Below are 26432 nucleotides of genomic sequence, written 5' to 3'. Positions count from 1 at the left end.
CCCTCCCCTCGCGGCGCTCCTGGCCGCGCAGATCCCATCCCCGCCCGACGCGTCGAGGGGGCTGCCCGCCCACGGGCGGTGCGTTTCAAAAATCGAGAACTGACGCCGTTCAGGCGCCTAGGCGGTCGAGTTCCGCATCATCTGTCCTGGCATGTTTCCTCACGGTCGAGCTTTTCGCTTCTGACTCAAGGCGTAACACATAGCGAATAAGGACAACATATATGGGAACGCCATTTGTATGATTTTTCAGGTCGCAGCGCGTTTCAGCGACCGCTGTTGCGTGACAGCAACAGAAACGAGGTTCCAGGCGCGTCGAAGCGCGGGACCGCGAGACGTCGTCGCCAACAAGGATCGGCTCCGCCTCAGCGGTAACCGAATTCGCCGCTGATCTTCTGGGTGGTTTCCTTGACGTAGGTCGCGACCGTCTCGATGCGGGCGTCATCCATGTACTGGGCGATCGAGGACACGGAGACGGCGGCGATGATCTTGCCGCCCATGTCGCGGATCGGCGCGGCCACGCAGCGGATATGATCCTCGTTCTCGTCCAGATCGAGGGCGTAACCCTGGGCGCGGTAGCGGGCCATCACCTCCAGCCACTGGCGAAGGTCGTAACGGTAGCGGGGAAAGGCGGCGGCCTCGCGCAGGAACACCTCGCGCAGGACGTCCTCGCCCTCGTCCATCAGCAGCGCCTTGCCCAAACCCGTGTGGCGCAGCGGCTGGCGCTCCCCGATGACGCAGCGCACCTCGATGCGCCGGGTGCCGGGAATCTTGTCGATGTAATGCACCTGGTCGCGGTCCAGGACACCGAGATTGACCGTGTCGCCGGTGTCCAGCGACAGCTGGCGCAGATGGTCGTGGCTCACCCGGGTCAGGGTGATCTGCTGGGAGGCTGCGTAGCCCAGCTCCAGCAGCTTGGTGCCCAGCGCATAACCTTCGCGGGGCGAGAAGGACAGGAAGCCCGCCTCGACCAAGGTCGAGGCCAGACGATGGACCGTCGTTTTGTTCAGGTCCAGGGACTTGGCCATCTTGCCCAGGGTCGTGTCGCCCTTGGCCACCCGGCTGAGCACCTCAAGCCCCTTGAACAGGGTCTGGGCGCCGGCGCTGGCGCGCGCCGAGGACGCCTCCTCCACATCCACCGAAGGGCTGTCGGCCATCTCAATCATCCCGCAGGCTCCGCAGCGACTTCGCCGCGGGCCGTACCGGATAGTGATACGGCTCCGGCGCCAAATTGCAATGGCCGTCCCAGCGCAGCCGTCCCGATTCAATAGTCGACTGCATAGTCTTTCTGGAACGGCTGGCCCGAGAAGGCCAGCTGCTGGGTCCAGGCCTGGGCCGGCGCCGTCCAGAAGCTGTCCGACGCCGGAAGTCCCAGGGCCAGGAAGCCCTCCGCGGTGATGTACATGCTGCCGTTGTTTGAATACCAGTCGCCCAGCGCCGGGTTGTGCCCGGCGAAGCCGATGGTCAGGAAACTGTCCTTGGTGAAGTTGCTGGGCTGGCTGAACACCGCCTTGTGCGCGGCCACCAGGGCCGAGCGCACCTGTCCTTCCGACAGCTTGGCCGGCAACTGCTTGCGCAAGGCCAGCATGGCCAGCGGCTGGAACACGGCCGTGCGATAGGTCAGCGACCGGCCGAACGGCGGGAAGGTTCCCTCGGGCGAGACGAACCGCTCCAGGTGCTCGCTGTAGCGCTGGGCGCGCTTGACGGCCAGCTCGCGCCACTTGGTCAGGTCATCCTTCCAGAACGGGGCCTTGTGGGCCTCCATGACCTCCAGCACCTGGATCATCATCGGGTGCATCACGAACGAGCCGTAATAGTCGAAGTGGAAGGTCGCCCCGTCCTTGATCCAGCCGTCGCCAATGTACCATTCGTCGATCATGCGCACGGCGGTGTTGAGCCGCATGGGATCGGCTTCCTCGCCGATCTGCAGCAGGAACGCCTCGTTCATCGCCGCGAACAGCAGCCAGTTGATGAAGGGCGGATTGACCCGGCGCAGGCCCTTGATCTCCTCGACGACCCGCTTCTTGGTCGTCGCGTCCAACGGCTCCCACAGGGCCTTGGGGGCGCGCAGGAGGGCCTGGGTGAAATAGGCCGAATCCACCAGGGCCTGACCATGGCCGCGCCACAGCAGGTAGTCCGGACTGGCCGGGTCCACGGCGTGGACATAGCTCTGCAGGGCCTGTTCCGTCAGCCGCTTGCGGACCTTGCCCTCGGCGGTGGCGTCCTCGGGCAGGGCCAGCCAGGGCGACAGGCCCGAGATCATGCGGCCGAAGCACTCCAGGTAGGCCACGCCGGACTCGCGCCCGTCCCAGGTCGGGCTGAGCTCCAGCGGAAAGGCTTTCTTCAGTTGGCCCTTCGACATCGCCGACAGCACCGGGCTGGCGATCTTCTCCAGCAGTCCGGCCATGTAGGCGCGGTCGTCGACCGGTGCGGCGGCAGGCTTGGCCGCGCTGGCAGCGCCGCCCCCCAGGGTCGCGGCGCCGACGAGGGCCGCCTTCATGAAATCACGCTTATGCATGGTCGCCCCTATCGCGCCGGCTTGAGGTCGAGATCGGCCATCGCCGTCGCCGCCAGCAGGAAGGCGCCGACGCCGTAGAACTGGGTGTCGTCATAGCTGACGCTCTCCGGGCGGTCCGAGACCGGCTGGACGTAGCCGAACTTGCCGTCCGGATGCACCGCGCGCGTCAGGGCCACCCACCCCTTGCGGGCCACGGGCTCGTAGCCGGCCCGGTCGAGCAGCCCGCTCTTGACGCCCCAGGCCATGCCATAGGTGAAGAAGGCCGTGCCGCTGGATTCCGGCGGCGACTTGGCCGGATCGGACAGCAGGGACGGCGACCAGTAGCCGTCTGGCTTCTGGATCGTCTTCAGCTTGCCGGCCATCTCCTTGAAGACCACTTCCATGCGGGCGCGATCGGGATCGCCGGCCGGCAGCAGAGGGATGATACGGGCCAAGCCCGCAAACACCCAGCCGTCGCCCCGGCTCCAGAACACCTTCTCACCGTTCGACCCGCGACGGGTGAAGAACCGCGAGTCCCGGTAATAGAGATGCTCATCCTTGTCGTAGAGGAAGTCTGTCACCGCCGCGAATTCCTTGCGGGCATAGGCCGCGTAGCGCGGATCGCCGGTGACCGTGCTCAGCTCGAACCAGGTCGCGGGCGCCATGAACAGGGCGTCGCTCCAGCACCAGCGCTGGCTGCAGTCGACGCCGCGCGGGTCGGTATATTCGGCATGCTCCAGCCCGACCTTGGGGGGATAGGCCAGGATGGCGTCGAACCGCTGGCGCAGCGGACCGATCGCCGCGTCGCCGCCGCCATGACGCGAGGCCCAGAGATAGGCCTGACCGATCACGTGGTCGTCAGCGTGATAGAAGCGCTTGCCCAGTTCCCACTGGTTGGCCAGGCCCCGCGCCAGGATCGCCTGGCGATAGGCGGGGTTGTCCGACCGATCGGCCAAGTCCCGCAGCCCGACGAACAGAGCGCCCTGCACCCATCCCTTCAGGTCAGCCGTATCGCGCGACGTGTTGGGCGGAATATAGCCGGCCGCCATGGTGGCCAGCTGGTAGTCGGCGACCTTCTCGGCCAGGCGCAGCACGTCGGCCCGGGCATAGGGAACGGACGCGGCCTGGGAGACTGCCGGCGGCGTCTGGGCGGCCGTTGCGGCCAGCGGTGTGCACGTCGCCAGCAAGGCCGCGACCCCGACCGCCGCGCGAAAAACAGACTTCATCGCTTCCTCCGTCCAAGCCGGGTTCGCCCGGCTCCTTTGTTGTTTCGTCCCGCCGCGAGGCGCCTGGGTCACTGCAGCTGGCAGATGTCGAGCACGTTCATGTCGTCATAGTCGAGGTTTTCCCCGCCCATCGCCCAGATGAAGGCGTAGCAGCCGGTTCCGACGCCGCTGTGGACTGACCAGGGCGGGCAGATCACCGCCTGCTCGTTGGCGACGACCAGATGCCGCGTGGCCTGAGGCTCGCCCATAAAATGGAGCGCCCGCTCCTCCGCGCCGAGACGGAAGTAGAAATAGGCCTCGGAACGACGGTCGTGCAGATGCGGCGGCATGGTGTTCCAGACGCTGCCCGGTTGCAGGATCGTCAGACCTAGCAGCAATTGGGCCGAAGCACAGACGCCGGGCACCACCAGCTGATAGATGATCCGATGGTTGGCGCTCTCGCGCGCCCCGCGTTCGAGGGGGATCGCCGCCGCCGTCGACAATCCTTTGGTTTCGAAAGCGACGTGGGCCGGAGTCGAGGCGAGGTAGAAACGGGCGGGACCCTCTAGGTCGAGGCTCTCGAACCGGACATCGACGGCGCCGCGGGTGATGTAGAGGGCGTCGAGCGGCTCAAGGACGAAGACCTGCCCGTCCACCGTCACCCGGCCAGCGCCCTGGCCGACATTGACGACGCCCATCTCCCGCGCCGCCAGGAACGGTTGCCCTGCCTGCGACGGCGGCTCGGCTTGGGCCGGCAGGGCGATCGCCGCATCGAGAGGCGCGGCGCCGCCGATGACCAGCCGTTCCTGATGCAGATAGTTGAGCTTGACGGCGCCGTCGACGAACAGGCTTTCGATCAGATACCGGTCACGAAGATCCTGATTGCTCGCGCCCGCCATCATCGCCGGATGGGTGGCGTAGAAAACCTTGTCGTACGTCAAAGCCCGAAATCCCCGACCCAACTGGCCCGGCCGTCGGTGCGGGGTGCGCCTGCCGTAGTGTGGTCCACAGGCTCCCCCGTCACTTTAAATGCGCCGCTTCCGCATTTATCTGACAAATAGATTTTTGAAACGCAAGCCCACAAATCGGAACGCATCCATTTTACGATCCGGATTTGATGGCCGACTTGCACTCATTTATCGCCGCAGGGGCCGAACTGAGCAACAAATACCGTTTCGATTTACGGTATTCTGCTTGTTAATTTGAAACGGGCGTCGCTGGACCGTTAAAGTACCCGACGCCGCTGGATGATCACGATTTCGAAAAGCGCTCGCGCGACCGCCTCTGGCGGATCGAGGAATGACCAGACACCGCACGCTCTTCGATGATCGCGGCGCGGGATGCGACAAACTGCGCCACCGGGTTTTACCGTTCCTTGACCTTGCCGCCGCTCTCCTGCGGCATAAGACGGGGCCGGAGAACCGCGCCTTCGGGCCGAGAGGAGCCCTCCGCATGGCCGTGCGCCTTCGCCTCTATCGGCCGGCCGATCCGCCGCGAGGCCTGCCGACCGCGGCGGCGCTGTTCCTGGCCTATGTCGCCATCGAGCTCTGCATCTGGCTGTTCTGTCGCGACATCAGCGACGCCGTCGCCTTCTTCCCGTCCAACGGCATCCTGCTGGCCGCGATCCTGGTGCTGTCGCCGCAGCTCGGACTCGGCTTTTGCCTCGCCTGTTTCGCAGTGGACATCACCCACAACTGGATCGGCCGGATCGACCTGACGCACGCGTTGTTGTTCAGCAGCCTGAACCAGGCGCTGGCTTTCGGCGGGGCGATGCTGACGCGTAGCTTCTGCGGAGCAGCGCTGGATCTCTCGCGCGCCCGGCGCCTGTTCATCTTCACCCTGATCGCCGCGGTCGCGGCGGGGCTGGAAGCGCTGGTCGGTCAGATCCTGGTTGGCCTGCTCGACGGCTCGTTGGCCGATTTTGCCCACGCCTGGCTGCAATGGGCGCTGGAGGATGGCCTTGGGCTGCTGATCGCGACGCCGGCGGCGCTGCTGCCGTTCAAGCAAGAGCGCCTGTTCCATGCGGCGGCGGCCCCGCGCCTCGAGCGCTTCCTGCTGCTGGCGCTCACCGTCATCCTGACGGTCGTCGCCTTCATCAGCGACCAGTTCATCGCCCTGACGCTGGTCATGCCCGCCCTGGTGCTGACGGCCTTCCGCGCAGGGCCTGGCTGGGTCTACGCATCGGTGCTGACGGCCGGCGTCATCGCCATGGCCCTGACGGCCAACGGACACGGGCCGGTCGCCTTCATGGCCCCGGCGGATCCGTATCGCCAACAGTTCATGATCCAGCTGTTCATCGCCTCCGCCTTCGCCGCCGCCGTCCCCGCCACCGCCGCGCTCAGCGTCCGCAACCGCAGCGCCCAGCGGCTGGAGCGCGCCTATGCGGCGGTACGCAAGGCCAAAGAGAAGGCCGAAGCGGCCAGCCGCTCCAAATCGGAATTTCTGGCCAATATGAGCCATGAGATCCGAACTCCAATGAACGGCATCATCGGCGTCGTCGGAGCGCTGGCTCGGACCGATCTGGGGCCGCGACAGCGAGACATGGTCCACCTTGTCGAAACCAGCGCCGATTCCTTGCAGGTCTTGCTCAACGACGTTTTGGATCTCGCCCGGGTCGAGGCTGGGGAATTGGCCATTCACGCCGAAAGCTTCGATCTTCGGGCCACCTGCGGCGCCATTGTCGACCTGTTTCGGGCCAAGGCCGAGGAGAAGGGCCTGGCCTTAGAGCTTCGGATTGCGCCGACCGTGGCCAACCGACACATTGGCGACGCCGCGCGCCTAAAGCAGATCCTCGGCAACCTGATTTCGAACGCCATCAAGTTCACCGATCGGGGTCGGGTCGAACTGAGCGTCGACGCGGAGGCCGAAATCGACGGGGCTCAGGCGCTGAGTCTGACGATCACCGACACTGGGATCGGTTTCGACGCGGAGACGGGTCGGCGCCTCTTCGCGCGCTTCGCCCAGGCCGACGGCTCGATCACCCGACGGTTCGGCGGCACGGGCCTTGGCCTGTCGATTTCGCAGGCCCTGACGCGCCTGATGAACGGCGAGATCGAGGCGGCTTCGGCGCCTGGCGAAGGGTCGCGCTTCACCGTGCGCCTGCCCCTGGCCGTGGCGGCGGAAAATGATCACGCTCTCCCGCTGCAGGATTTCGCGCAGCCGACCCTGGCGGCAGGGCGAACGCTGAGGATTCTGTTGGCCGAAGACCACGACATCAATCGCCGGGTGGTGAGCCTGATGCTCGACGGCCTGGACGTGGATCTGACCATGGCTGTCGACGGGCGGGAAGCGGTCGCACGCTTCCGCCCCGGCGGCTACGACCTGGTGCTCATGGACATGCAGATGCCCAATATGGGCGGCCTGGAAGCCATAACCCACATTCGCGCGGCCGAACGCGACGTCGGCGCGGTCGCGACACCGATCGTGATGTTGACCGCCAACGCCTTGCCGGAACACGAGACCGCCGGCCTGGGCGCGGGGGCCGACGCCTTCCTGACCAAGCCGATCCTCGCCGGCGATCTCATCGAGACGATCGCCAGGCTGGCGGGGTCACAAGCCTCGCCTTCCCCCTGAGGTCGCGCCCGGAGACCGCCATGGCGTAGCGCCAAACTTCGGTGGCGAAACTTCGGCGGTGTTCGTCATCGATGATCAGGGCCCGGCGCTCAAGACCCGGACCGAAGGCGCGCCGCAGCGGCCTCGGACTAAAAGCGGGCGCCGAACCGCACTGGAAACCTAGCTTCGGCCGCCTACACCGCTTATACCCCGCGCCATGTTTGAAGGCCTCTCCCCCCTCGCCCGCGACGCTCGATCCTGGCCGTTCGAGCAGGCGCGCGCCCTGCTCGCCCGCATCCTGCGCCTGCGTCTGTCCGACGCCGAACGCGACCTGGCCTCGGTCCTGATCCATGCGGGCAAGGCCGACGAGGCGGTGAAGACCTTCCCCCCCTTGGCCCGGCCGGTGATCCTGGAGACCGGCTACGGCCCCTCGGGCCTGCCGCACCTGGGCACCTTCGGCGAGGTGGCGCGCACGACCATGGTGCGCAGCGCCTTCCGCGCCCTGACCGACGACGCTATCCCCACCCGGTTGATCGCCTTCAGCGACGACATGGACGGCCTGCGCAAGGTTCCCGACAACATCGAGAACAAGCAGCCGCTGATCGAGGACCTGGGCAAGCCGCTGACCCTGGTCCGCGACCCGTTCGGCACCCATGACAGCTTCGGCGCCCACAACAACGCCCGCCTGCGCGCGTTCCTGGATGGCTTCGGCTTCGACTACGAGTTCGTCTCGTCGACCGAGTGCTACAAGGGCGGGCGGTTCGACGAAACGCTGCTGACGGCGCTTGAGCGTTTCGACGCCATTCAGAAGGTCATGCTGCCGACCCTGGGCGAGGAACGACGCGCCTCCTATTCGCCGTTCCTGCCGATCAGCCCCTCGACCGGCAAGGTGCTGCAGGTCCCAACGCTGGAGCGCAACATCGAGAAGGGCACGATCGTCTTCCAGGACGAGGACGGATCGAAGGTCGAGGTCCCGGTGACCGGCGGCCATGTGAAGATGCAGTGGAAGCCCGACTGGGCCATGCGCTGGACGGCCCTGGGCGTCGACTACGAGATGAGCGGCAAGGACCTGATCGACTCGGTCAAGGCCTCGGCCCAGATCTGCAAGGCGCTGGGCGGCGTTGCGCCCGAAGGCTTCAACTACGAGCTCTTCCTGGACGAGAACTCGCAGAAGATCTCCAAGTCCAAGGGCAACGGCCTGTCGATGGAGGACTGGCTGCGCTACGGCGCGCCCGAAAGCCTGTCCTACTACATGTTCCAGAGCCCCAAGTCGGCCAAGAAGCTCTATTTCGACGTCATCCCCAAGGCGACCGACGAGTACCTCCAGCAGCTGGACGCCTATCCGCGCCAGGAAGCGGCCAAGCAGTTGGACAATCCGGTCTGGCACGTCCATTCGGGCCGCCCGCCGCAATACGGCTCGCCGGTCTCGTTCAGCCTGATGCTGAACCTGGTCTCGGCCGCCAACGCCTCGGACAAGGAAATCCTCTGGGGCTTCCTGTCGCGCTACATTCCCGGCGCGACGCCGGAGAGCCAGCCGCTGCTGGACCGCCTGGCCGGCTACGCGATCAACTATTACGACGACTTCGTGAAGCCGACGAAGGCGTTCCGGGCTCCGGACGACAAGGAGCGCGCGGCGATCCTCGACCTGCTGGCCCGCCTAAAAGCCCTGCCAGCCGGCTGCCAGGACGCCGAGCTGATCCAGAACGAGGTGTTCGCGGTGGGCAAGGACCACGGCTTCGACCCGCTGCGCGCCTGGTTCCAGGCGCTGTACGAGGTGCTGCTGGGCCAGAGCCAGGGGCCGCGTTTCGGTTCGTTCGCGGCGATCTTCGGCCTGGACAGGACGACGGCCCTGATCGAGGAAAAGCTGGCGTGAGCGACAATCTGATGAGAATCCATCGTTTCAGGTCGACCGCCATGGACGCTTCCATGATCCCGTGTCGCTGAAGCAAGCAGAATCCAGATGATGAGCGCGATCCGCCTGGTCGCGTTTGATCACCCCCGATATCCGACCTAGGGTCGCGCGGGCCGGATCGTGAACCTGACACGGAAATCCTGTAGCCGATCCTGAAATGGCGATAGGACGCCGAGCTATTCCAAACGAGGAACTCATGCCGCAGATGTCGAGCAGTCCTAAGTTCGAGACCTTCATGGGGCTGCAGGCGCTGCGTTTTATCGCCGCCCTTCTGGTCGTGTCCGCTCACGCAACCGAAATGGTGGCCGAACGCCTGATGGGCCTGGGCGCTGGGCACTTCTGGCCGAACGGCACCGCCGGAGTTGACATCTTTTTCGTGATCAGCGGCTTCGTGATGGCGGTCTCGGCCGGCTCGATGACAGCCAAGGCCAATGCGGCCCGTGAGTTTCTCGTTCGCCGCATAATCCGCGTCGTGCCGATGTACTGGATCGCGACCACGCTTAAGATCGCCATGGTGTTGGCCTTGCCCGCCCTGGCCCTGCACACCCAGCTGCGGCCCGGGCACATCCTCAGCTCCTATCTGTTCATCCCCGCCCGCAACGGCGAAGGTGAAATTCTGCCCGTCCTGACCGTGGGCTGGACGTTGTGCTTTGAGATGTTCTTCTACGCGTTGGTGGCCCTGGCGCTCTTCGTGCGCAAGAATCCGCTGGTGCTTTGCGGGCTGGCGTTTGGGACCCTGGCCTTGATAGGCAGCGCCCTCCCTCCGGACGCCCCCGCCATCCTGTCGTTCACTCGCGCGATCATCCTGGAATTTATCTTCGGCATGTTGATCGCCCAGTACCTGCCCAAGGTACGAATGAAACCCTGGCTGGCCGCCCTCGTGTTAGTGATTGGCGTGGTCGCCATCCTGACGCTGGACAATCACGGCCGGTGGCGTCCCTTCTTTTGGGGCATTCCCGCCGCGCTGATTGTCGGGTCGGTGATTCAGCTGGAAGGCGTGCTGGGCAAGTGCATCCCCAAGTGGATGATCAAGCAGGGCGATGCATCATATGCCTTGTATCTCTTCCACCCCTTCCTGGTGCCGCTGGTAGGCGTGGCGCTTGCCAAGCTTCACCTGAAGGGCGCGTTCGTGCCGTCACTGGGCGTGGCGCTGTGCCTTGTGCTCAGCCCGATCATGGCGGTGATCATCCACACGATGCTGGAACGTCCGCTGACGGATTTTCTGCGCAAACGCTCTAAGAGCGCACCAGTCGCCCTGCCCGCCGAAAGCAGAGCCTAAACGATACAATGCGCGCCCTGGCCTCTCCTTGAGGTCGAGAGGCGGTCATTTCGCCTATCCGCGAAGATGAAATAAGCTTCGCTTTACTTTGATAACTTGGGAACGAAATCCAGTCGCGCCCGTTTGGGAGCCCGTTTTCGTCACAATTTCGTTCCCAAATGTCGCAATCTGCGATCATCGAAATATTCTGGGAAAAAGTTCAGAGAATTGGTTGCCCAATACCCTAACCCAGTGGTAGCGAGGCTCACTTTTTGTGCTGCCAATTTGGGCGGCTTTTGCAAATGGGGACTTCATGCGCGTTGCGATGATTGGCACCGGTTATGTGGGCCTGGTGTCTGGGGCCTGCTTCGCTGACTTCGGTCACGTCGTGACCTGCATCGACAAGGATCCGAGCAAGATCGAGCGCCTCGAACGCGGTGAGATCCCGATTTTCGAGCCCGGCCTGGACGATCTGGTGGCGCGCAACGTGCGCGAAGGGCGCCTGTTCTTCACCCTCGACGGCGCCGAGGCCATCAAGGCCGCCGACGCGGTGTTCATCGCCGTGGGGACACCGACCCGGCGCGGCGACGGTCACGCCGACCTCAGCTACGTCTACGCCGCCGCCGAGGAAATCGCCGGCCTGATCGAAGACTTCACCGTGGTCGTCACCAAGTCGACCGTGCCGGTGGGTACGGGCGACGAGGTCGAGGCGATCATCAAGCGGGTCCGCCCCGACGCCCAGTTCGCCGTAGTCTCCAACCCGGAATTCCTGCGGGAAGGCGCGGCGATCGAAGACTTCAAGCGACCCGATCGCGTGGTGGTCGGCACCGAGGACGAACGCGCCCAGGCGGTAATGCGCGAACTCTACCGCCCCTTGAGCCTGAACGAAACGCCGATCGTCTTCACCGGACGCCGCACCAGCGAACTGATCAAATACGCCGCCAACGCCTTCCTGGCGATGAAGATCACCTTCATCAACGAGATGGCCGACCTGTGCGAAAAGGTCGGCGCGGACGTCCAGCAGGTGGCCAAAGGCATCGGTCTGGACAAGCGGATCGGGTCGAAGTTCCTCAACGCCGGGCCCGGCTATGGCGGCTCGTGCTTCCCCAAGGATACGATCGCGCTCGTGCGCACCGCCAACGACTATGGCGCGCCTACCCGGCTGATCGAGACCACGGTGGCGGTCAACGACGCCCGCAAGAAGGCCATGGCCGACAAGGTGGCCGCGGCCATGGGCCTGGAGGACCTGGCTGGCAAGACGGTCGGTGTGCTCGGCGTGACCTTCAAGCCCAACACCGACGACATGCGCGATGCGCCCAGCCTGGACATCCTGCCGGCTCTGCTCGCCATGGGCGCCGCGGTTCAGGCCTTCGATCCGGAAGGCCGTCATGAGGCCGAGAAGCTGCTGCCGGGCGTGACGTTCAAGAACGGCCCTTACGAGGTCGCCGACGGCGCCGACGTCCTGCTGCTGCTCACCGAGTGGGACCAGTTCCGCGCCCTGGACCTGGACCGCATCAAGGGCCTGCTGAAGACGCCCGTCGTGGTCGACCTGCGCAACGTCTACAAGCCCGCTGAAATGGTGCGCGCCGGCTTCACCTACGCCTCGATCGGCCGGGGCTGAGCATGACCGCGGTGATCGTCACGGGAGCCGCGGGCTTCATCGGCATGCACGTGGCCGAGCGCCTGCTCGATCGTGGTGAGACGGTGATCGGCGTCGATGTCTTCAACGACTATTACGACCCGGCTCTCAAAGCCGCCCGCGCGGCGCGCTTGGAGGGGCGGCCTGGCTTCACGATGGTCCGTATGGACGTCGCCGACGCCGCCGCCTTCGAGACCCTGGTGCGCGACAGCGACGCCAAGCGGATCGTGCACCTGGCCGCCCAGGCCGGCGTGCGCTATTCGATCGAGAACCCGTTCGCCTATCAACGCTCGAATCTGGCCGGCCACCTGTCGGTTCTGGAAGCCGCGCGTCGGGTGGAAGCCGTACATCTGGTGTACGCCTCGTCGAGCAGTGTCTACGGCGATCGGCCTCAGTCGCTGGACGGCGGCGAAGGGGCCGGCTTCAAGGAAACGGATCCTGTCGACGCGCCGGTGTCGCTGTACGCCGCCACCAAGCGTGCTGACGAGCTGATGAGCATCAGCTACGCCAAGCTCTACGGTTTTCCGATGTCGGCCTTGCGGTTCTTCACCGTCTACGGCCCATGGGGTCGCCCCGACATGGCCTATTTCGGCTTCACCCAGAAAATCCTGAACGGCCAGTCGATCGAAGTGTACGGCGAGGGCAAGATGGCCCGCGACTTCACCTATATCGACGACATCGTCGACGGCGTCGTCGGCGTCCTGGACCACCCGCCGGCCCAGGGTCGGCACGAGATCTACAACATCGGCGACAACGACCCCGTAGGCCTGATGGAGATGATTTCGACGCTGGAGACGGCGCTGGGCCGCGAGGCGGTCAAGATCATGCGCCCCATGCAACCGGGCGACGTCACCTGCACCTATGCTGACATCGCCAAGCTCAACGCCCTCACGGGCTACAAGCCGAAGGTGAAGCTGAAGCAGGGGCTGGAGAACTTCGTCCGCTGGCACCAAGAGTTCTACGGCTAGCCCGAACGAAAGACTCGCCATTCTGGCGCGCACCAGATGCGCCGCCAGGATGGCGTTAGGCCACAGACGACCGTCGATCCCCAAGATTTGTCTGCGCTATGGGTGCCAAACGCCAATGAAGAAGGCCGCGCTCCTCCCCGGCGCTCTGCTGCTGTCCAACATCGCGGCGCTGGCGCTGAGCCTGCTGGCTCCGCGAATCCTGCCGCCGGCTGAATACGCGGCCTTCACCCTGACGCTGGGCCTTGGCCAGCTGACCGTAAGCATCGCCTTCGAATGGCTGCGGCTGTCGCTGCTCCGCTACGGCTACAGCTCGGACGTGGCGCTATCCGCTATCCGCCGGCGGGTGATGAGGACGATCTACATCGCCCTGGCGCTGCTTCTTCTGGCTGTGGGGGTCATCGCTGGCGCCCTGTCCCTCCAACTGTCCTGGGCGATCTATATCGCGGTCATCGCCCTATATGCGATCATGCAGGCGGTCTTCGACGCCAACCAGGCCGTCTCCCGCGCGACCTTCGCCAATGTCAGCTTCTCACTTTCGCTGATCCTGCGCACGTCCCTGAGCCTCCTGTTCTTCTGCATCGCCGCCTGGATCACAAAGAAGGGGCACCTGGCCCTGATCGCTCTGGCGCTATCCTATCCGACAGCGGCGATGGTGGTCCGCAAGGGCTGGGGCAGCAGCAAGGGCGGCATGAGCGTCGATTGGACCCAGGCCCGGTTCCTGCTGGCCTACGGCGGCATGGCGGCCGGGACGACGATCATTTCGTCGCTACTGCCCACCGCCATGCGCTCGACGGCGGTCTCCTACATGGGCCTGGCCGAATCCGGAGGCTTCTTGCTGGCGGTGGATATGTCGCAGAAGGCGGTCGCCGTCGTCGGCCTGGCCGCCAACGTCATTCTCACCCAGGACCTTTTCAAGGCCAAGGACTTCGGATCAGACGTCGAAGCCCGCCAGAAGTCACGCAGCCACGTCAGCTGGATCGCCGCTCTCCTGGGGCCTACAGCTGTCGGCTTCTACCTCCTGCAGGACATCTTTATCACCCTGGCCGTGCCTGGGAGCTATCATGCCAGCTACGCGGCGGGAATCGGCTTCGGCATCCTGGCCTCGGCCCTGCTTTATTTCCGCGCCTTCGCCGTCGATCCGTTGTTCTACGCCGCCGGCAAATCGTCCGGCGCCCTGTGGGGCTCGATTGCTTCGATCGCCGCGTTGCTGATCGCGGCCTTCGGCCTGCCCATGCTGCATGCGGTCAACCTGACCACCTTGTCGTTGTCCTATGTGCTGAGCACCCTGGCGGGCCTGGGCACGGCTCTGGTCATGCTCCGCAAAGAGGCCGCCGGAATCTGGCCCTGGGCCAATTTCGCCAAGATCGGCGCGGCTTGTGTCGGCATGGCCGTTGTTGGCTTTCTCCCGATCTGGCCCCACACGCTCGTCGGGCTTTTGGCGAAGTTGGCCGCCTGCGGATTGACCTATCTCGTCGTATTCTATGGTTTGAACGCCTGCGACGTTCGCAAGCTTGTGGCGAAGTTCGCAGGTCGGTGACGTCAGCAATCATGCAAGTGTTCGATCTGGGAAAATTGAGGCTTCATGACCGATAGACCAGCTCAAGTTCAGCCCGGCGCGAACTATAAGGGGCCAACGCTTCGCGTTGACATCATCGCAACGGCGGCTTTCGCCATATACGTCGTTTTGCACTACGTTCTTCTCCTGATATCACGAAATTACGCCCCGTCTTATCTTGACGAAGCTACCGCCGTCATTCTACTCCCACTGGCACTATACTATGCAGTGACCCCCCGTGGCTGGGTTCCTGCAGTCCTGTTCACCGGCTACGCCGCGCTTCTCATCATCGGCGGCATTCAATCGACCTACGGCGGCGTCGAGCAGCCGAAGGCGGCTATCATCGCGACCGTACTGGACACGAAACTTTTCATTTTCGTGCTCGGCCTTTGCGCGGTCATGAACCGCCTGGATCGACCGGTGGACATGTTCCGCACGCTGTTCCTGGCGATGATCGGCATCGGCATCATCAATCTGCCTTTCGTCGTCCTGGATCTGGTCCGCGGCGTCGACCTTCATGGCGACGTCTTACTTCACAAGAGCAGCCTGCCCCTACCCCGCGGCTTGTTCCATCACCACACGGAATTGGCCTGGCTCTACTGCATCGCCGCTTTCGGCGCGTACACGCTGTTTCAGATCAAGAACAATGTCCGGCTGCTCGCGCTCACGGCCGTGTTCGCCGTGGCCGTCCTCCTGACCGTGTCCATCAAGGAAATTGTCGGCCTCGGTATCGGCCTGATTCTCATCTCGGGAAAGGCCAAGCGCGGTGGACATCTGGGCACAGCGCTGATCGGGCTTTCAATCGCCGCGGCGGCGACCGTGGTGCTCTTCACGACCGGCTTCGGCGCCGCGATTTTGAATCACGCCAGCATGTTCGTCGGGGGCCACGCCATCCCCAACGTTCGAGCAGGCATGACCGAGGCCTCCTGGCTGATCGCCAACCAGCATTTCCCTCTGGGTTCCGGAGGGGGCACCTTCGGTAGTGCGCCATCGTACCAGGGCGGCTACAGCGAGGTATACTACGCCTACGGCATCAACACGCTGTACGGCGGCAGCCGAGAGTATTCAGGCTATCTCCAGGACGTGTTCTGGCCCAAGATCGTTGGCGAAGGCGGTTGGATCGGGTTTGTTCTCTATGCCGGCTTCCTGCTGCTGTTTGTTCAACGGCTAGTGACCAAGCCGGCCCGCTCGTCGCAAGGGGACCCCCTGCAACGCTTCAGCCTCGCGATCGTGGTGCTCGTATTCGTGGTGTCGACTGCATCGGCTCCATTCACCAATGAATTGCTGATCTTCTTCATGGCGCTCGCGCTCGGCTATGGCAGCCGCGCCCGTCACCTCGCGACGCAACGCGCCACACCGCGGCGGCCATAGGGCCGCTTGCCGGCTGTCCTATGGTCTGGCGTTGACGCGCCAGACCGCCGCGCCGGGGTTCGTTTCCGTGCAGATGTACACCTGATCAGGCTTGCCCGCCTCGCGTAGCAGCACCTGCCGGCCGACCCATCGAGCAGACGGCCTGGGCAGGACGGCGACCGTCTCCACCGCCCGCCGAGGGATATTCTCCAGCGCGAAGCCTCGATAGAGCGCCATCTCGCTCATGTAGAATCGATCGGCGCCGGGTTGGGCGCGCTGGTTGGTGAAGCCGACCTTGACGCCCTGGCCGGCGATCGGGTTCCAGAACGAGATCCTCCACCGGCGCTCCCGGCCATCGCCGTTGAACTGCACCCGAACGAAGTCCCTCGGACCATCGCCGTCCAGGCGCTGGACGTACAGAATAGGGCTGCCCGCCAGCCCGTAGCCCGACACGTCGATCGTGTTCCAGCCGGCTGGAATCTTCACGATCTGGGCCAATTCATAGACGGAGTTGAACGACACGGTCCAGCCGGAGTGCTCCTGCCCGTCGTCGCCAACTTCCGTTATGGTGGGCATGGCTCCCGTCTTGGTGATGGGGCTGAGAAGGCTGACCACGCCCTGCCCCATCAGCAGGTTGTCCGACGGCGGGATGTTGCTCACCTCGTCGCGGATGACCATGTCTATGTAGTGGAACCCGTTAGCCGACAGGCTGGGCTCGGTTGTATAGGGCCACTCGCCCTCCCACGTGAACTTGCCGCGATTGACGACCGGCCGATATGTGGTCGAATCCGCCATCTTCTTCGGAAAGGTGCAGCGCTGAAAAGCGATCGACTGCAGCGCGGGATAGGTGCATTCGCCGATGTAGACGCCCGCGACGGCCGAGCCGTTCTGCCCCCCGAGGTCGATCACCGAGCAATGGTCGAAGACGATCTCGGCCCGGCTATTGTCCCGAATATAGTAGCCACATCCGGCGGCCTTGGGGTTGACGCGCGCGGAGGGCGCGGCGTAGGCCGCCGTAGCGGCGATGCCTTCGACATGGCCGTCCACGACGGTGGTCCGCTGGTTGTCGCCTTCGAATGAGAAACCCGAATTGCACTTCATCGCGTCGACGTTCTGGAGAACCATCTTGTCGACGCCCTGGAATCGGCCGGCGCTGTTCACCTGGCTTATCATGACCTGTTGCAGCAGGAGTTGCGTGCACGGTCGGCGGCCCGCCGCGGCCCCGATCTGCAAGCCTAGGTCACAGTTCACGATCCTGACGTTGGATACCGTGGAGAAATCCACCTGGTCGCAAACAAGGAACGAGGTTCCGGCCCGCCGTTGACCGTCGTTGGTATTGAACGAAACATTGTCGATCACGAACGCGAGCCCCGCGCTGGGGCGATCCTTGGTGAATCGCATGTCGAAGACGACGCAATTTCCAACCACATTGAAGTTCGCGGCGCGGACGTTGGTCGATTGATCGTTCGTCTTGTTGTTCGAGAATAGCGGACGATTGTGATCGTCGCCGAAGCGCGTCTCGATGGTCGCGCCGTTGCCTTCGATGATCGCCTTGGGCGGCAGGACGATCGTGCGGGTGATCGTATAGGTCTGGCCCGGTTGCAGGCTGAGCGTGCCCGTTGAAGTCAGCGCCTTCTCGAAAGCCGCATCGTCGCCGCCCGGTCCGCTGGGAGCAAGCGCGGCCAGGGCGCTCTGTGCGCTGGCCGCTCCCACCGACGAGGCCGCTGAGCCAACGCTCAATATGCCGATCACCCCCCGTCGCGTGAATGATTTGCCTGGCGTCATGAACTCACTCCAACCGATCAAACCAATCGACCATGGTCCTTAGAACGCACGACCAGCCACGGAGGCGCGGCGCCGTCCTCAGGACAAAAGCCTGGCCGGATTGCCGACCGCCTTCGCCCCGGCGGGAACATCCCGGATGACCACGGCATTGGCGCCGATGACCGCGCCATCGCCGACCGTCACCCCGCCCGCGACAATCGCGCCGGCGTAGACGATCACGTTGTCGCCGATCTTCGGATAAGCGGGTTGGTCGCTTCTCGAGCGGCCCAGCGTGACGTGCTGATAGAGGGTGACGTTCTTGCCGATGGTGACGCCCTCGCCCACGACCACGCCGACTGCGTGCGGCATCGCCAGCCCGTGTGCGATGTCGGCGAGCGGCGACAGATAGCAGCCCGTCGTCCTCACGTTCCATCGCCAGAGCAACTTGGAAAGCAACTTCCCAGGAACTCCATGCCGAGCGACAGCGCGACTCCAACGATATATCGTGACGGCCTTCTGGCCCGGGGATAACAGCCAACCGGCAATGGAGCCCGCCAATCCGGGACGTCTTGAATTGGCGATCAGATCCGCCGCCCACGCGCTCCTCGCGCCATCAACCATTCCCGGCAAGCTCGTGCCTCCTGTCAAATTGTCGTGCAGAGCCGCGCCAAGGCTTCAGGCGGGGGCCTGAACTTCCTCGACCTTCTTCGGACGCCGACCTGTCCAACGCCGAATGCCGGCGTCGATCGGGCGCTCCACCCCAAAGTGCACGAGCAGACCGACCGGAATCGCCACGCAGACACACAGCAGAATCGAAAGCGGCGCCGAATGGATCGAAAGCTTCTTCAAGACCATCGGGACGGCCGGCGCGATCAGCGGGTGGAAGAGATAGAGCGCGTACGACGCCGCGCCCAAAGTCAGGAGCGAGGCGGGCGCGAGACGACCCAACCGTGGCTCCAAACTGATCGCGGCGGCGACAACCAAGGTCGAAGCCAGAACCATGACTAGCGGAGACACGACGGGTACGGAGCTCAAAGCCGGCGTCACGAGGACGAGGAATCCGACAAAGGCGAACGGCAGTCCCCACTTCAGCCCGGCGGGAACCAGTCGCACGTATTTCGCCAGGAACATGCCGGTGCAGAAGGCCAGAACATGGACATTGCAGAAAAAGGCGATAGTCGGCCATGCAGGCGTCTTGAAGAACGACAAGGTTCCCAGGACGACGAAAATCGGGACGATCGTTTTCAGCGGCGAGAGCTTGAATTTCAAACAGATGGCGAAGCAGTAGTAGAACATCATCTCGAACATCAGCGTCCAGCCCACACCGAGCAGGGGCTCGATCACGCCTTTGGCGTCGCGATGAGGGATCAAGAAATAAGACGAGACGATTTCCCAGAGGTCGAATTGGGAATGAAGGACAACGACCGGCATCACCAGCAAGACGGCCAAGTTGATCGTCGTCGCAACCCAGTAAAGCGGGAATATCCGAATGAATCGCCGGGTGAGGAAGGTCCGCCAGCCATCCGGTTTGGAAACCAGGGCTTCGGCTGAAAGCATCATCACGAAGCCGCTGATCACAAAGAAGATGTCGACGCCATAACGCCCTTCGTGCCAGACAGCAGAGCCCTTAACGAGGCGTTCAGAAGTATAGAATGACGAGTGCAAAACAAGCACCATGGCAGCCGCTATGAAGCGAAGCACCTGGATAAGATTAAATTGCCTGCTTGACCCAGCGTCAGACATATTACTTTCCATTCTTTCGCTTACGCAAAATAGTCTCCTGATAGAGCGAGATCAGTTTTTGCGCGATCGCCTCTTGGCTAAGCCCCTTGGCGAGAAATCCGTCGCGGATTGCCTGACGATCGATGTCCGCCATGATGACCTTCTGCACCAACTCGGCCAGCGCTTTAGGCTCGAACGAAGGCGAGACATGGGCGTTGGGCACATCTTGCAGCATCTCGACGACGTTACCCACCTCGGTGGTGACCACCGGCACGCCGCAGCATAGCGCTTCCTTGACCGAGTTCGGCGAACCCTCGAAGTCGGACGACATCAGATGCAGATCGGCCGAGTTGAAAAAGTCCAGCACCCGCTCGCGCGGCTGGTTGACCAGCACCAGTTCCTCGACCTTTCGGCCAGGGTTGGCTTGGCGAACGATATCCATTGTCGCCGCGAAACGATCGTAGCGCTTTTGCGCCCGGTTCTTGTCCTTGGAGCTGACGAACAGCACATAGAAGGCGGCCGGATCCAAGCCCAGCCGCGCGCGCGCCTCTTCACGAGGTACGATGTGAAATTGATCAGCGTTGACGCCATTCGGCAGGTTCACGAACCGGTCGCTGGAGCCCAGGACCGACGGGACTGGACTCTTGAAGATTACCTTGTCGGCCCAGCGCACGCCGAACCCGCATCCCAGCTTGCGGGCCAACTCCGACCGCACGCCATCCATCTCGTGCAACCAGTCATTGAGAAACGAGAGCACGACGGGTTTACCCGTGAAGGCCAAGGCCGTGGCGAAGCCTGAGTAGAGATGGTGGCAGTGCAGGATATCGTAGTTCGCCGCCGCCTTGCGGATGTCGCTCACGCCTTTGGTATAGGCGCTCTTGCCGTCGCGGCGCCCGTTCATGAACAGAACCTTTGTCTCCACACCCGCGCGGTCGAGAGAATCGATCTGCTCCTTCACGAAGACGCCGTATTCCGGGACCTCCGCATAGGGGAAGGCGTTGGTGATGTGCAGCACGCGCAGCGTAGACAAACAGGATCCCTTTCTTGCAGCGCCCAGGCGACGGATCGAGGGGCTCATACAGATTTCTGGTCGATGGCGGCGAGGCACAAAGCCTCATACTCCGACAGGATATCCGACCAAAGGAAGGCCGTTTCGAAACGATGGCGCGCGGCGGCCCGAGCCTGCTGGAGGCGCTCGCCGCCAGCCTCGATCTCGTCGAAACAGCGGGCGCAGGCGTCCTTGTCGGGGAAGTACCACTGGTCGGGGCCGGCGACCCACCGGTTGTACGGATTGTCATGGCCGACGATCGCGTTGCCCGCGCCCAGCGCCTCGACGAGCGAAGGATTGGTGCCGCCGACACTGTGGCCGTGACAGTAGGCGGCGGCGTGGAACCGCAACGCCCGCACCACCGCAGCGTCGTAGATCGCGCCCGGGAACAGCACCCGGCCCTCGCCGGCCTTGAGGACCGCGGCGTGGTAGGGGTTCTTCTCGGGCTCGAGCTTGCCCAGGCAGACGAACTGCAGCTCACGCTCGCGGGCCGCGAAGGCTTCAATCATGGGCAGGATGTTGTTCTCGGGCTCGATCCGGCCGATCGAGATCAGATAGCGGCCGGGGTTGAGGCCGCGCGCCTTGATCGGCTCCTCGGAAGCCTCGGTCACCGCATCGGCCCCATAGGGGATCATGACGATGTCGCGCTTGCTACGCCGTCGCGCCAGGTGACGCTCGATCTCCGGATGGTCGGCGATGAGCTTGGTGGAGGTGAGCGCTCCGATCCATTCGTTCAGATAGAGCCAGATCCGGCCATGCCATGGCCACTTGGCGCGCTTCCATTCGATGCCGTCCATGTTGGTCAGCACAGGATGGCCGCTCAAACGCAACAATGCGCTGAACACTGCGGTGTTGTACCCCAGCACCAGCATCACGCCTTCGGACCGCATGGCGTGCATCACGCACATCCAGTCGAATTTCATCGTTCCCGTCGCGCCGGAGTCGGCGACATAGGTCACGCGACGCACCCCTCGCCACTCGTCGATGACGGGTCCGGGCGGGCCGTCGTCGGCTTGGCAATAGACCGTCACGTCCCAGCCCTTGGCGACCATGTGCAAGGCGAAGTGCTCGGCGAACGTCTCGAAGCCGCCATGGCCGGCGGGGACGCCACGGGTGCCCAGGATGGAAAGCTTGCGAACCTTGGTCATGCCGGCGTGTATCCGCCATGCAGACGCAAGACATTGCGCAGATATTGCCCGTAGGTCGACTTGCCCAGGTTGTCGGCCAGCTTCTCCAGCTGCCGGGCGTCGATGAAGTTCTTCACAAACGCGATCTCCTCTGGACAGGCGATCTTGAAGCCCTGGCGCTTCTCGAGGGTCCGCACGAACTCGGCCGCCTCGATCAGGCTGTCCGGCGTGCCGGTGTCGAGCCAGGCGTAGCCGCGGCCCATGATCTCCACCGACAGTTTGCCGCGCTCCAGATAGGTGCGGTTGACGTCGGTGATCTCCAGTTCGCCGCGCGGGGACGGCTTGAGGTTGGCGGCGATGTCCACCACGTCGGCGTCGTAGAAATAGAGGCCGGTGACCGCCCAGTTGGACTGCGGCTTGGCTGGTTTCTCTTCGATCGACAGGGCGCGCATCTTCTCGTCGAAGGCGACCACGCCGTAACGCTCGGGATCGGTGACGTGATAGGCGAACACCGTGGCGCCGGCGCCGCGGGCCGACGCGCTGTTGAACAGGTCGGTGGAGCCGTGGCCGTAGAAGATGTTGTCGCCCAGGATCAGGGCCGAGGGCGAGCCCGCCACGAAGTCCGCGCCAATGATATAGGCCTGGGCCAGGCCCTCCGGATTGGGCTGCACGGCGTACTCGATGCTGCAGCCCCATTGCGACCCGTCGCCGAGCAGCGCCTGGAAGGAGGGCGTGTCGCGCGGCGTCGAGATGATCAGAATCTCGCGGATCCCCGCCAGCATCAGCGTGGACAGCGGATAGTAGATCATCGGCTTGTCGTACACAGGCATCAGCTGCTTGGACGTGACCTGGGTCATGGGGTGCAGACGCGTGCCCGAACCTCCGGCAAGTATGATGCCCTTCATGGCGCAACGCTCCTGTTCGAAAGTTCCTCGACGATCTCGGCGACGGCGTCCCGCCAGGGGCGGGGTGTGACGCCGTAGTCGGCCGTGATCTTCGCGGTGGAAAGTCGGGAATTGGCCGGCCGCCGGGCCGGCGTCGGATAGTCGGCCGTAGTGATCGGCGTCACCTCGGCGAAGGCGCCGCCATGGCGGGCGCTTTGGGCGAAGATTTCCTGGGCCAGGCCGCTCCAGCTTGTCTCGCCGGCGTTCACGAAATGATAGACGCCGGTCGGCGCGGTCGGATCGGCCATCATTCTCAAGGTGATCGTCGCCAGCGTGTGGGCGATATCGCGAGCGGAGGTCGGACAGCCGAACTGGTCCGCCACGACCGAGACCCGGTCCCGATCCCCGGCCAGGCGCAGCATCGTCTTGAGGAAGTTGGCGCGATGGACGCTCAGCACCCAAGCCGTCCGAACCACGACCGAGCGAGGATTGCCCGAACGCACGGCCAACTCGCCCGCCAGCTTGCTGGCCCCATAGACGCCCAAGGGCGCCACGGGAGCTTCCTCGGCGTTGAACTCGTCGCCCTGGCCATCGAAGACATAGTCTGTCGACACATGCACCAGCGGAACGCCCGCCGCCTTGGTCGCCTCGGCCAGCAGGGCGGGCGCGAGGGCGTTGGCGGCGAAGGCGGCGCCGATTTCCGTCTCGGCCCGGTCGACGGCGGTATAGGCGGCCGGGTTGATCACGGCCGCCACGGGATTGGCGGAAAACCAGGCCGCGACGCTGGCCGCGTCCGTCAGGTCGAGCTCTGACCGGGCGGGCGCAAGCACCTTCACGCCAGCAGGCCAGGCATAGGCCTGCAGCTCGGCGCCGACCTGACCGGCCCCGCCCGTCACCAAGATCGCGATGGGCTCACCCATGGCCGCGTCGGGCCGTGGCGTCCCGCTTGTCGAGAATGGCCTGCCACCAGGGACGGTTGGCCAGATACCAGGCAACCGTCCGCTCGATGCCCTGCTCGAAGGTCACCGAGGGCGTCCAGTCCAGTTCGCGCCGGATCTTGCTCGCATCGATGGCGTAGCGCTGATCGTGGCCGGGCCGGTCCTTCACGAAGGTGATCTGATCGGCATAGGACTTGCCGTCGGCGCGGGGCGACAGGCGATCCAGCGTGCTAGTGATCGCCTTGACCACGTCCAGGTTCTTGCGCTCGGAGTTTCCGCCGATGTTGTAGGTCTCCAGCGGCTCCCCCTGCTCGAAGACGGCCTGCAGCGCCGCCGCGTGATCCTCGACGAAGAGCCAGTCGCGCACGTTGGAGCCGTCACCATAGACCGGCAGGGGCTCGCCGGCCAAAGCCTTGATGATCACCAGCGGGATCAGCTTTTCCGGGAAATGGTACGGGCCGTAGTTGTTGGAGCAGTTGGTGACCAGCACCGGCAGACCGTAGGTGTGGCCCCACGCGCGGACCAGATGGTCCGACGAAGCCTTCGACGCCGAATAGGGCGATCGCGGATCGTAGGGCGTGGTTTCGGTGAAGTAGCCTTCTTCGCCAAGCGACCCGAAGACCTCGTCCGTCGAAATATGATGGAAGCGGAACGCGGCCTTTTCGTCGCCCTCCAGCCCGCTCCAATAGTGGAGCGCCTGCTGAAGCAGGGTGAAGGTGCCGACGATATTGGTGTGAATGAAATCGCCCGGCCCATCGATCGATCGATCGACGTGACTTTCGGCCGCTAGGTGGGCGATCACCTGCGGGCGGAACGAGGCCAGCGCCGCCGCGACCGCGTCCGAGTCGGCGATGTCGGCCTGGACGAAGCGGTACCGTGGACTGTCCGCGACGGGGTCCAACGACTCCAGCACGCCCGCATAGGTCAGCTTGTCGAAGACGAGGACCTCATGATCGCTGCTCGCGATCAGCCGCCGCACCAAGGCGGAACCGATGAAGCCGGCGCCGCCGGTAATTAGAATGCGCAACTACCAGTCTCCACTTGCGTGTCGTGAGCTCAGACCTGAGCCAGGTTCAATGGATTGCCGTCGTACTCGAACGGGCTGTCGAAGGCCTCGAGCAGCGGCAGCGCCTGGTCCTTCATCGAAAGCGTCGCGCCCCCGGTCGGCAGCGGCCAATCAATGCTCAGCGCCGGATCGTTCCAGACGATTCCACCATCGTGCTCCGGCGAATAAACGTCCGAGACCTTGTAGGCTACCTCTGTATCGTCCTCGAGCGTGACGAAGGCGTGGCCAAATCCGATCGGCACGAATAGTTGTTGGCTGTTCTGCGCGCTCAACTCGGCGCAGACGTGATGGCCGTAGGTCGGCGATCCCTTTCGCAAGTCGATAGCATAATCCAGGATCCGACCTTTGACGCAGCGCACGAGCTTGGCTTGGGCGTGGGGTGGTCGTTGAAAATGGATCCCTCGGATAGTTCCAGAATACTTCGAGTAGGACTGATTGTCCTGCACGAATGTAGAATCGATACCCAAGGCAATCATTTTCGGCGCGTTGTAGGTCTCTGAAAACCACCCTCGATCATCTTCAAACCGACGAGTTTTAATTACACACACGCCAAGCGTCATATTTTCGTCCTATATCTTAACGGTGGTCGGCCGCCGCTCGCCGCATTGCATTGCAACATCGGCGTTATTGGGTCAAGCGGCGGCATGAACGGCTGGATTTTGAGACTTGAATTGTCTAATCACGCCTCAGAATCAATGACAGAACCGCGAAACTTGCGGCATTTGGGGTTATTTTCCTGAAGCAGCAGGCCATCCGTGGAAATATAGGGCGAAACAGGCTGCGCTTGGCGCACCCAATCTAAGCTCCACCGTGAGGGTCGACGCACCTTCGCACCGCTGTTGTTTTTGATATTTCGCTTAGATGAGCATTGCCCTAGGAGGACTCGAGATCCATCGCGCAAGAGACGGCGGCGACGGACGCGGAGCGCGATCTTGAAGGCATCCATCCTTGTTGCTGGCGGCGCGGGCTATATCGGCGCGCACACCTGCCTTAGACTCGCCGAGGCCGGATACACGCCCGTCGTCTATGATAACCTGTCGAACGGCTGGGAATCGTTTGTTCAGTGGGGCCCGCTCGAGGTCGGCGACATCCGGGACGCCGCGCGGTTGGACGCCGTCTTCGCCAAACACAAACCCGTGGCCGTCGTACATTTCGCGGCCTTCATCGAGGTCGGGTTTTCGATCGCCGAGCCAGGCGCGTTCTACGAGAACAACGTCGGCGGAACCCTGACCCTGATCCAGGCCGCGCAAAGGGCCGGCGTCGACAAGCTGGTGTTTTCCTCGACCTGCGCGACCTACGGCGCGCCGGTCTACGTGCCGATGGACGAGAAGCATCAGCAGGCCCCGCTGAACCCCTACGGGCGCAGCAAGCTGATGGTCGAGCAGGTCCTCGAGGACCTGGATCGTTACAAGGGCTTCCGCTCGGTGGCCTTGCGTTATTTCAACGCCGCCGGCGCCGACCCCGAGGGCCGGATCGGCGAAAAGCACGAGCCGGAGACCCACGCCATCCCGATGGCGATCGCCGCCGCCCGCGGCGAGCGGGACAAGTTCACGCTGTTCGGCGGCGACTACGACACCCGCGACGGGACCTGCATACGCGACTACATCCACGTGCTGGACCTGGCCGACGCCCACGTCCTGGCGTTGAAGTGGCTGCTGGACGGCAAGGAGAGCGCGGTCTTCAACCTGGGCACCGGCACGGGCACCAGCGTGCGCGAGCTGGTCGGCGCCATCGAGCGGCGATCCAACCGGCCGTTCCCGCTGGAGTTGGCGGAGCGCCGGGCCGGCGACGCCCCCAGCCTGGTGGCCGACAACCGCAAGGCCCGCGAGCAATTAGGCTGGAGTCCTCGCCATGATCTGGACGCCATAATCGAGCACGCCTGGGCCTGGCACGCCAACGGCGCGCTGGACCTCAAGCGCTGATCGTTCCAGAGGCACAAGCTCGGTCTCG

At 64.0% G+C, this 26432-nt stretch carries 21 protein-coding genes; 8 read left to right on the top strand and 13 right to left on the bottom strand.

What is annotated here, in order from left to right; translation table 11 throughout:
* Positions 1–362: 362 nt before the first annotated feature.
* The 4 genes from G3M57_RS01145 to kduI all read right to left on the bottom strand — a co-directional run bounded on the left by G3M57_RS01145 (position 363) and on the right by kduI (position 4640).
* Positions 363–1154: an IclR family transcriptional regulator gene (locus tag G3M57_RS01145; RefSeq protein ID WP_163228442.1), complete on the bottom strand. Its 792-nt coding sequence runs from the start codon at positions 1152–1154 to the stop codon at positions 363–365.
* 107 nt (positions 1155–1261) lie between these two features.
* On the bottom strand, positions 1262–2515 hold the full coding sequence (locus tag G3M57_RS01140; RefSeq protein WP_163228441.1) for a DUF2264 domain-containing protein: 1254 nt from the start codon (positions 2513–2515) through the stop codon (positions 1262–1264).
* An 8-nt stretch (positions 2516–2523) separates the two neighbouring features.
* The gene (locus G3M57_RS01135; protein ID WP_163228440.1) at positions 2524–3720 is read right to left on the bottom strand and encodes a glycoside hydrolase family 88/105 protein; all 1197 of its coding nucleotides are present in this window, start codon (positions 3718–3720) and stop codon (positions 2524–2526) included.
* A 68-nt stretch (positions 3721–3788) separates the two neighbouring features.
* Entirely contained in the window at positions 3789–4640 is an 852-nt protein-coding gene (gene kduI, locus G3M57_RS01130; RefSeq protein ID WP_163228439.1) for a 5-dehydro-4-deoxy-D-glucuronate isomerase, read from the bottom strand.
* 511 nt (positions 4641–5151) lie between these two features.
* Between kduI and G3M57_RS01125 the strand changes: the two genes are divergently transcribed.
* The 7 genes from G3M57_RS01125 (at position 5152) to G3M57_RS01095 (ending at position 15954) form a co-directional block, all read left to right on the top strand.
* Positions 5152–7272: an ATP-binding protein gene (locus G3M57_RS01125; protein ID WP_163228438.1), complete on the top strand. Its 2121-nt coding sequence runs from the start codon at positions 5152–5154 to the stop codon at positions 7270–7272.
* Between the two features lie 196 nt (positions 7273–7468).
* A complete protein-coding gene (locus G3M57_RS01120) occupies positions 7469–9124 on the top strand; it encodes a lysine--tRNA ligase (RefSeq protein WP_163228437.1) in 1656 nt (551 codons plus the stop codon).
* Between the two features lie 235 nt (positions 9125–9359).
* The gene (locus G3M57_RS01115; protein ID WP_163228436.1) at positions 9360–10442 is read left to right on the top strand and encodes an acyltransferase family protein; all 1083 of its coding nucleotides are present in this window, start codon (positions 9360–9362) and stop codon (positions 10440–10442) included.
* A 292-nt stretch (positions 10443–10734) separates the two neighbouring features.
* Positions 10735–12042 (top strand): UDP-glucose dehydrogenase family protein, encoded by a 1308-nt coding sequence (locus G3M57_RS01110; protein WP_163228435.1) that lies wholly within the window; start codon positions 10735–10737, stop codon positions 12040–12042.
* Positions 12039–13028, top strand: coding sequence for an NAD-dependent epimerase/dehydratase family protein (locus tag G3M57_RS01105; protein WP_163233620.1), 990 nt, complete (start codon positions 12039–12041; stop codon positions 13026–13028). The genes G3M57_RS01110 and G3M57_RS01105 overlap by 4 nt, the downstream gene beginning before the upstream one ends.
* 115 nt (positions 13029–13143) lie before the next feature.
* A complete protein-coding gene (locus tag G3M57_RS01100) occupies positions 13144–14565 on the top strand; it encodes a polysaccharide biosynthesis protein (protein ID WP_163228434.1) in 1422 nt (473 codons plus the stop codon).
* Positions 14566–14811: 246 nt separating this feature from the next.
* Complete coding sequence (locus tag G3M57_RS01095) at positions 14812–15954, top strand: hypothetical protein (protein ID WP_163228433.1); 1143 nt, start codon at positions 14812–14814, stop codon at positions 15952–15954.
* Between the two features lie 18 nt (positions 15955–15972).
* On the opposite strand, the gene G3M57_RS01090 is transcribed toward G3M57_RS01095, so the two are convergent.
* The 9 genes from G3M57_RS01090 to rfbC form a co-directional block, all read right to left on the bottom strand.
* Positions 15973–17718 (bottom strand): hypothetical protein, encoded by a 1746-nt coding sequence (locus G3M57_RS01090; RefSeq protein ID WP_163228432.1) that lies wholly within the window; start codon positions 17716–17718, stop codon positions 15973–15975.
* A gap of 78 nt (positions 17719–17796) precedes the next feature.
* Positions 17797–18153, bottom strand: coding sequence for a serine O-acetyltransferase (locus G3M57_RS01085; protein ID WP_230983743.1), 357 nt, complete (start codon positions 18151–18153; stop codon positions 17797–17799).
* Positions 18154–18372: 219 nt separating this feature from the next.
* Positions 18373–19440: an acyltransferase family protein gene (locus G3M57_RS01080; RefSeq protein WP_163228430.1), complete on the bottom strand. Its 1068-nt coding sequence runs from the start codon at positions 19438–19440 to the stop codon at positions 18373–18375.
* Between the two features lies 1 nt (position 19441).
* Positions 19442–20497 carry a glycosyltransferase family 4 protein gene (locus G3M57_RS01075; RefSeq protein WP_163228429.1) on the bottom strand — a complete coding sequence of 352 codons (1056 nt, stop codon included), beginning with the start codon at positions 20495–20497 and terminating at the stop codon, positions 19442–19444.
* A complete protein-coding gene (locus G3M57_RS01070; RefSeq protein ID WP_056762168.1) occupies positions 20494–21615 on the bottom strand; it encodes a DUF1972 domain-containing protein in 1122 nt (373 codons plus the stop codon). Before G3M57_RS01070 ends, G3M57_RS01075 begins: the two co-directional genes overlap by 4 nt.
* On the bottom strand, positions 21612–22499 hold the full coding sequence (gene rfbA / locus G3M57_RS01065) for a glucose-1-phosphate thymidylyltransferase RfbA (protein WP_163228428.1): 888 nt from the start codon (positions 22497–22499) through the stop codon (positions 21612–21614). Before rfbA ends, G3M57_RS01070 begins: the two co-directional genes overlap by 4 nt.
* On the bottom strand, positions 22496–23398 hold the full coding sequence (gene rfbD, locus G3M57_RS01060; RefSeq protein WP_163228427.1) for a dTDP-4-dehydrorhamnose reductase: 903 nt from the start codon (positions 23396–23398) through the stop codon (positions 22496–22498). Before rfbD ends, rfbA begins: the two co-directional genes overlap by 4 nt.
* The gene (rfbB, locus tag G3M57_RS01055) at positions 23391–24443 is read right to left on the bottom strand and encodes a dTDP-glucose 4,6-dehydratase (protein WP_163228426.1); all 1053 of its coding nucleotides are present in this window, start codon (positions 24441–24443) and stop codon (positions 23391–23393) included. Before rfbB ends, rfbD begins: the two co-directional genes overlap by 8 nt.
* 29 nt (positions 24444–24472) lie before the next feature.
* Entirely contained in the window at positions 24473–25042 is a 570-nt protein-coding gene (gene rfbC / locus G3M57_RS01050) for a dTDP-4-dehydrorhamnose 3,5-epimerase (RefSeq protein WP_163228425.1), read from the bottom strand.
* A 372-nt stretch (positions 25043–25414) separates the two neighbouring features.
* On the opposite strand from rfbC, the gene galE reads away from it, so the two are divergent.
* The gene (gene galE / locus G3M57_RS01045) at positions 25415–26404 is read left to right on the top strand and encodes a UDP-glucose 4-epimerase GalE (RefSeq protein WP_163228424.1); all 990 of its coding nucleotides are present in this window, start codon (positions 25415–25417) and stop codon (positions 26402–26404) included.
* Positions 26405–26432 lie beyond the last annotated feature (28 nt).

Origin of the sequence: Caulobacter rhizosphaerae, assembly GCF_010977555.1 — a bacterium.
Classification (GTDB): domain Bacteria; phylum Pseudomonadota; class Alphaproteobacteria; order Caulobacterales; family Caulobacteraceae; genus Caulobacter; species Caulobacter rhizosphaerae.
Note: the sequence above shows the minus strand (reverse complement) of the source record. Positions and strands in the feature narration are given on the sequence as shown.